This window comes from Neobacillus drentensis, from assembly GCF_036965645.1.
GTDB lineage: Bacteria > Bacillota > Bacilli > Bacillales > Cytobacillaceae > Neobacillus > Neobacillus drentensis_D.
In genome coordinates this window covers 40,054-47,111 of the sequence record NZ_JBALPZ010000022.1, presented here as the reverse complement: position 1 = coordinate 47,111, position 7,058 = coordinate 40,054, and the positions used below count along the sequence as shown (strand labels likewise).

Sequence of the window (7,058 nt, the reverse complement as noted above, 5' to 3'; positions counted from 1 at the left end):
TTGCTTCGCCTTGTTGCTGCTTTTCCTCCGCTTCCACCTGCGTTGCTGCTTCTTGCTGCTTTTGTTCATCCTGCACTAAAGCAGATTGTTTTTTCGATGCTTCGGTTAAAAGCTCTTTTGCATCTTTGGCTATTATTTCGAGTTCACCGACTTCTGGTAAATCAGTTGATTTGGTAATTCCCTTAAAAACTTCCGCGGCTTGAACGTACTCTCCGTCCGCCAACAGTGTTTTCCCTTTGTCCATTTGTTTCTTCAGCGTTTTCGAAACGTTTTTTGCCCGTTTTGCTTCAGTTAAAAGTAAATGAGCTTGTTTCTCCACTTTAGCACTAGAATTATCCATCGATTTATCCTTTAACAGTTGTTGAAGGGTATAAATCGCCTTGTCAAAATCTCCATCATGATAGAGTTGACGGCTATCTACTAATGTCTTCGCGATATGTAAGTAATTTTGTGCATCTTGTGTGTCTTTTTCTTCTATCGCATTTTCAAATTTATGGATTGCTTGATCATAGTCTCCCTTTTCCAATGCGGCTTTTCCGGCATCCATACTTTCGGTATAGGTTTTTGGCGTACAGGCAGTAAGTAAAAGTGCTGATAGAATGAGAAGGATGATACGTTTCATAGATATTCCCCCAATGTATCCTTAAACTGGATATTTATTTATCCTAAAATTGTACAGTTTACGACAGATTCTGACAATAGGGGGCCTATTATTAATAAAAATAAAAAAGCCCAACAGATGACCTGTTGGACTCATAGCTTTAAAGAGATTTCCCAAGGAATGCTGACAGCATCCATACATGTTTTTCTAAGCCAGAATGAATAGCTAAGAGCATATCTCCGGTTGTTTCATCATCTAATTCCTCCGCAAGACTCATGCCTTCCTTAAGTTCCCCAGTGACAATAGAGAAGTCATTGATAATGGATTGGACCATTTCTTCAGCAGATTCACTCCCAGATGCTTCCCGGATTGAGGCAAGTTCGAGGCACTCTTTCATGGTTGCGACAGGATTACCGCCAATGGATAGCAGCCGCTCGGCTAATTCATCCACATGAAGGCCTGCTTCATTATAGAACTCTTCAAATTTGGCATGGAGGGTAAAAAATTGCCCGCCTTTCACATACCAATGATAGTTATGTAACTTCATATACAAGACAGACCAATTGGCAATTTGCTTATTAAGGACGTTCACTAACTGATTTTCCATTATATAAATCCTCCTTCAAAATAACTTCACTATTATTATGACCAAAATTAAAAAGAAAATCCTGCCAATTCCAACCGTTTTGATGGCAATTTTGTGAAAAAGTCACTTAAAATAAGCTTTTATACAGATTTCCTTTTAATACGTTTTGTTACAACTTGAAATCTTTGTAAAGATTGGACCATATTTTTCTCTATGTGGATATTATTTGATATTTTTTTACGATGGATAATTTTAACTAATTATAGTTTAATTGTTTGGCAGCAAGGGTTAGAAAGGTTGATAGTAAATTACCAAACTTTGGGCAATGAACGAGTATATTACATCTGATAGCCTAATAGTAGACAAAAACGACTACTAGGAGGAACCAATACATGAAAAAACTAAAGAAACTAATAGTAGCCGCTGGATTAATGTTATCTATTTCAGCATTTACTTTAACGAATCAAACAGAAGCAGCTACCACGCACACAGTACAAAATGGTGAAACTTACTGGAATTTAGCAAAAGGATTCGGTATCCCTGTTACTAGTTTAATGGTTGCAAACAAGAGTATGCCGCTTATTGCCGGTCAAAATGTGACGCTGCCAAACTCTCCTTACACGGCTGCAGAGAAAGACTTGATGGCCCGTCTAGTTCGTGCTGAAGCAGTTGGCGAGCCGTATGCTGGTAAAGTTGCTGTTGCAACAGTCATTATTAATAGAGTAAGAAGTGCAGACTTCCCGAATACTGTAAAAGGGGTAATCTATCAAATTGCTAATGGACATTATGCATTTACTCCTGTAGCAAACGGGACGATTAACCAGCCAGCTGATGCTGCTTCTAGAAAAGCGGTAAATGAAGCAATCGCATTAACTGGTAAAGGAAATGGATCTTTATTCTTCTATAACCCTAAAACGTCAACAAGTTCATGGATTACTTCACGTCCTGTAACTATTACCATTGGAAACCACAGATTCGCACGATAATTAGTATCTCAACTAAAATAACTATTATACAAAAAAGGCAGCAAAATTCACTAAACGAATTTTGCTGCCTTTTTTAATTATATTGAAAATTTAGAACATATACAGCAATAAGGAGGACAAAGTATTTTTTAAACAAGAATTAAAAAATGAGCAAAATGAACAGGTATCTGAATATATTAATATGGTTCTATGTTTAATAGAAAAAGAGGAAATGAAGTAAGAACAAGCGGCTGGATAAAAAAGGTATCAGTTATGAAGAAGTGAACTGCGCTTGTTCGAAATTTCAAATAATTTTTAGATCATGTTAAAGGATAATCGCAATTTTATATAGAAAAGAACAAATGGGAAGAGCTTTTATCCCTTCGGTGTTATTTTTTTAAAAGGAGGAGTACGAATTGGAAAGGAAATTTGTCAAGCTCCAAACAGAAATACCCGGCCCTAAATCCCGTGAAATCCTGGAGCGAAGAAATAAATATGTTCCAAAAGGAATCAGTAACAATTGCGAATCCTTTGTAAAAAAAGCAGAGGGAGCAGTGGTCGAGGATGTAGACGGTAACCATTATATTGATTTTGCCGGTGCAATCGGAACGCTAAATGTCGGCCATTCACACCCAAAAGTGGTTAAAGCCTTGCAGGAACAAGCAAGTCAATTTATCCATACCGGCTTTAATGTAATGATGTATGAATCCTATATAAATTTGGCAGAGCGCCTTTGTAAGCTGGCTCCTGGTCATTTTGATAAGCAAGCCGCTTTTTTTAACAGTGGTGCGGAAGCCGTTGAGAATGCTGTTAAAATTGCCCGCAAATACACAAAACGCCAAGGAATAGTTTCATTTACAAGAGGATTTCATGGGAGAACGTTAATGACGATGACCATGACAAGCAAGGTCAAGCCTTATAAATTTGGCTTTGGTCCATTTGCCCCAGAAGTATATAAAGCGCCGTATCCATATGTGTACCGCCGTCCTGAAGGATTGACTGAATCACAATATAGCGACATGATCATTGAGCAATTTGAACAATTTTTAGTTGCAGAAGCTGCTCCAGAAACCATTGCAGCCGTGGTCATGGAGCCAGTACAAGGGGAGGGCGGCTTCATTGTTCCCGACAAGGCCTTTGTAAAACGGGTAAGAGAAATTTGTTCACAGCATGGAATCTTGTTTATTGCTGATGAAATCCAAACCGGTTTTGCAAGAACCGGGAAATATTTCGCGATTGAGCATTTTGATGTCGTCCCCGACTTAATTACCATTTCAAAATCAATGGGGGCAGGAGTTCCCATCTCGGGTGTCATCGGAAAGGCGGAAATTATGAATACTCCTGAAATTGGCGAGATTGGCGGAACCTACGCCGGAAGTCCGCTTGGATGTCAGGCAGCACTAACCGTTTTGGATATTATCGAAGAGGAGAAATTGAATAACAGAGCGAGGCTAATAGGAGAGCGGGTAATGGAAAAAATGCAGTTATTAGCCGACCGGTTTGAAGGGATTGGCAATGTACGTGGTCTAGGGGCTATGTGTGCGATGGAAATTGTCAAGGATCGTAAGTCCAAAACACCTGATAAAGAAGTCGTTGGAAAAATTGTTAAAGAGGCAGCTAAGCGCGGTCTTATGCTGTTAAGTGCGGGTATCTACAGCAATGTCATTCGACTGCTCATGCCGATAACCATTACGAATGAGCAGCTTGAAGAAGGATTACAAATATTAGAAGAAGCAATCGAAGCAGTATATCAAAATAATGCAGCCTTATCGGTTGGAGGAGAATAATATGGATGTACTTAAACGTAATCATCAAATTTATCCGATGTATTTAAATGGTGAATGGGTTGGCAATGATTATGAGGTGTTTACGGATATCATCAATCCAGCCACGAAGGAAGTGATTGGTGCAGTTCCAACAGGCGGCGCCTGCGAAGCGAAGCAGGCCGTTGATGCCGCGTCCAGGGCTTTTAAAAATTGGTCGAAACGGACAGCCGAAGAACGGTATCAGCTTTTGATGAAATGGTTTTATTTGATTGAAAAAAATAAACAAGAAATTGCTAGGATTATGACGATCGAGCAAGGAAAGCCGTTAAAGGAAGCCATAGGAGAGGTCTCCTATGCTAATGGCTTTATCTCTTGGTATGCCGAAGAGGCAAAAAGAGTCTATGGTGAGACCATCCCTGCATCGAGTCCAAATAAACGAATACTTGTGAGAAAAGAACCGGTTGGTGTGATTGCAGCCATTACTCCATGGAACTTCCCGGCAGCGATGATTACAAGAAAAGTAGCTCCGGCCCTTGCGGCAGGGTGTACCGCTGTCGTGAAACCAGCCAACCAAACACCGCTTACGGCGTTAAAAATCGCGGAACTGGCACATGAAGCAGGCATACCGGCAGGCGTCATTAACGTCATTACCGGACGCTCTTCAGAGATTGGCGAGGCTTGGTTAAAAGACTCCCGTGTAAGGAAAATTACCTTTACCGGCTCGACCGAGGTAGGTAAGACGTTAATGCGCGGAGCGGCTGAGAATGTCAAAAAGGTATCGCTTGAGCTTGGCGGAAATGCTCCCTTTATCGTATTGGATGATGCGAACCTAGAGAAAGCTGCAAGCGGTCTTGTGCAATCGAAATTCCGCAATGCCGGTCAAACCTGTATTTGTACCAATCGGGTTTATGTTCAGGAAAGCGTAGCGGACGAATTCATAAAGCTTTTTCAATCAGAATTAGAAAAGCTTAAAGTCGGAGATGGACTTGAAGAAGGGACGGATATCGGTCCGTTAATTGATAAATCAGCTTATAAAAAAGTGGAATCATTGGTACATGATGCCGTTAAAAAAGGCGGGAAGGTAGTTTATAGCGGTCTAAAGCCAGCTGATGAAAAGGGTTATTTCTTTGCCCCGATGATTCTTACCAATATCCATGATGACATGGAATGTATGAGGGATGAAATTTTTGGTCCGCTTGCGCCAATATCGACTTTCAAAACAGAAGAGGAAGTCATCGCACGGGCTAATAATTCCTCCTACGGATTGGCAGCTTATGTTTATACAGACAATTTAAGCCGCTCCTTTAGGATGACGGAACAACTGGAGTATGGAATCATCGGCTTAAATGATGCCCTGCCGTCAGTGGTCCAAGCTCCGTTTGGCGGCTACAAAGAAAGTGGCCTTGGCCGTGAAGGCGGGCATTACGGAATCGAAGAGTTTTTAGAAGTAAAGTATATCTCGATTGGATTAGATATCTAGTAAAGAGCTAATTTTAGAGCTTGCCGTACGCTCGGACATCTGAGCGCACGGCATTTTTTTGCTTTTGAGTGAGATTTCGAAGTTATTTTACTAATCTTTGTGGAAATAGTTGGCGATTTCGTAGAATTGAGTGGGAATTTTGTAGAATTAATCCTTAACTTTGTAGAAAAGGACCTAATCTAAGTAGAATTCCAATTCAGGCCCTCTTAAGAAGCACCTCAGGTTTTGTTTTATTAACAATAACTAGCTGTTTATTAACAAAAATCCTTTTTTTTTAACAAAAGAATTGAATATATTAACAAAAAAACGGTACATATTAACAAACAAGCTAAAATCTTTACCTAATGTGGCTAAATATCTTCAAATTATGACACCTGCTGTGTTACGATAACGTATAAAAGCAAACCAGAAATTGAGGGGGCAGGGAAATTGATAAATACCGTTTTATTTGATGTGGATGGGGTGCTTTTGAGCGAAGAGCACTATTTTGATGCGTCTGCACTGACTGTTTGGGAGATGCTGATTAGCAGCAATTATCTAGCACTCGCGCCGGAACAATTTAAAACCGAATATACTGAAGCAGAAATCAACCACATCAGGGGAAATGTTTTCCAAAACGACCAAGTCCTTAAATTTATGAAATCCCGCGGCCTAAACGCAAACTGGGATATGATTTATCTATCCTTCGGCCATCAGCTCATACATCTTCTGTCGCAAATTAAAGAGGATGAAGCGGCAAATATCACGCAATGGCTAACGAAGCCTATCAATTATGAAACCTTACGGGATATTGGCACGGTATTGAGTCAGTATCAAGTAGAATTGAATTTTAGCTTGTTCGTAGACGAATTCTCTCAATCAGATGCGACAAAGCAGGAATTGTTTGAATACTTAAATACACTATCCAGGGAGAAGCTAGGTGTTGAAACATCGATTTTCCAAAAAGGCGAGCTCTGGTCCATTTGTGAACATGTTTCACAGGAATGGTATGTAGGCGATGAAAATGTTCTTGCTTCCACTGGCAGACCATCAGTCCAGACTGGGAAAAAGGGGTTCCTTGCCAATGAAACAACCCTCGCTCCTGCGCAGGAAATTGCGGCTTTATTTCAGCACCTTTCTTCATCTGGAATCACGATTGGAATTGGGACAGGAAGGCCAGACCTAGAAACGATCCAGCCTTTTAAACATTTAAATTGGCTGAAATACTTCGATGAAAACCGTATTATTACAGCTGATGAAGTATCAATGGCAGAACAAGAACTCACAGAACCTAAATCCTTATCAAAGCCGCATCCATTTACATATATCATGGGGCTTAAAGGTAAAGAAACATCTGTACTTGACTGTCTAAACGCACACCTGCCCATTCAAAATGGGGAAGAAGTATTGGTTGTAGGTGATTCATTAGCAGATCTTCTTGCCGCAAGACAGCTTGGCTGTCAATTTGCAGCCGTTTTGACAGGTCTTTCTGGGAAAGATGCACGACAAGATTTTGAAAAACACGAGGCAGATTATATACTAGATTCCGTCCTCGATATTACAACCATTTTATAAAAGAGAAAAAGGGAATGGCGGCGCCATTCCCTCTTTTAAAAGATCAGAAAGTATAAATTTCGACTTCGAGAATTGTCCAGCTCCAGGCGCCATCGGCTCGAGGTCA

The 7,058-nt window shown here is 40.4% G+C and carries 6 protein-coding genes; 4 read left to right on the top strand and 2 right to left on the bottom strand.

From position 1 onward, the window contains the following. Together V7266_RS03945 and V7266_RS03940 are read right to left on the bottom strand one after the other, a co-directional pair. A partial coding sequence (locus tag V7266_RS03945; protein WP_335465975.1) for a lipoprotein occupies positions 1–622 on the bottom strand: 622 nt, incomplete at its 3' end. A gap of 139 nt (positions 623–761) precedes the next feature. Further along, on the bottom strand, positions 762–1,208 hold the full coding sequence (locus V7266_RS03940; protein WP_335465973.1) for a Dps family protein: 447 nt from the start codon (positions 1,206–1,208) through the stop codon (positions 762–764). Positions 1,209–1,579: 371 nt separating this feature from the next. On the opposite strand from V7266_RS03940, the gene V7266_RS03935 reads away from it, so the two are divergent. The 4 genes from V7266_RS03935 (at position 1,580) to V7266_RS03920 (ending at position 6,952) form a co-directional block, all read left to right on the top strand. Beyond that, positions 1,580–2,173: a cell wall hydrolase gene (locus tag V7266_RS03935; protein WP_335465971.1), complete on the top strand. Its 594-nt coding sequence runs from the start codon at positions 1,580–1,582 to the stop codon at positions 2,171–2,173. Positions 2,174–2,568: 395 nt separating this feature from the next. Further along, complete coding sequence (gene gabT / locus V7266_RS03930; protein WP_335465969.1) at positions 2,569–3,939, top strand: 4-aminobutyrate--2-oxoglutarate transaminase; 1,371 nt, start codon at positions 2,569–2,571, stop codon at positions 3,937–3,939. Positions 3,940–3,976: 37 nt separating this feature from the next. Further along, on the top strand, positions 3,977–5,398 hold the full coding sequence (locus tag V7266_RS03925; RefSeq protein WP_335466101.1) for an NAD-dependent succinate-semialdehyde dehydrogenase: 1,422 nt from the start codon (positions 3,977–3,979) through the stop codon (positions 5,396–5,398). Positions 5,399–5,827: 429 nt separating this feature from the next. Continuing rightward, complete coding sequence (locus V7266_RS03920) at positions 5,828–6,952, top strand: HAD family hydrolase (RefSeq protein ID WP_335465968.1); 1,125 nt, start codon at positions 5,828–5,830, stop codon at positions 6,950–6,952. Positions 6,953–7,058 lie beyond the last annotated feature (106 nt).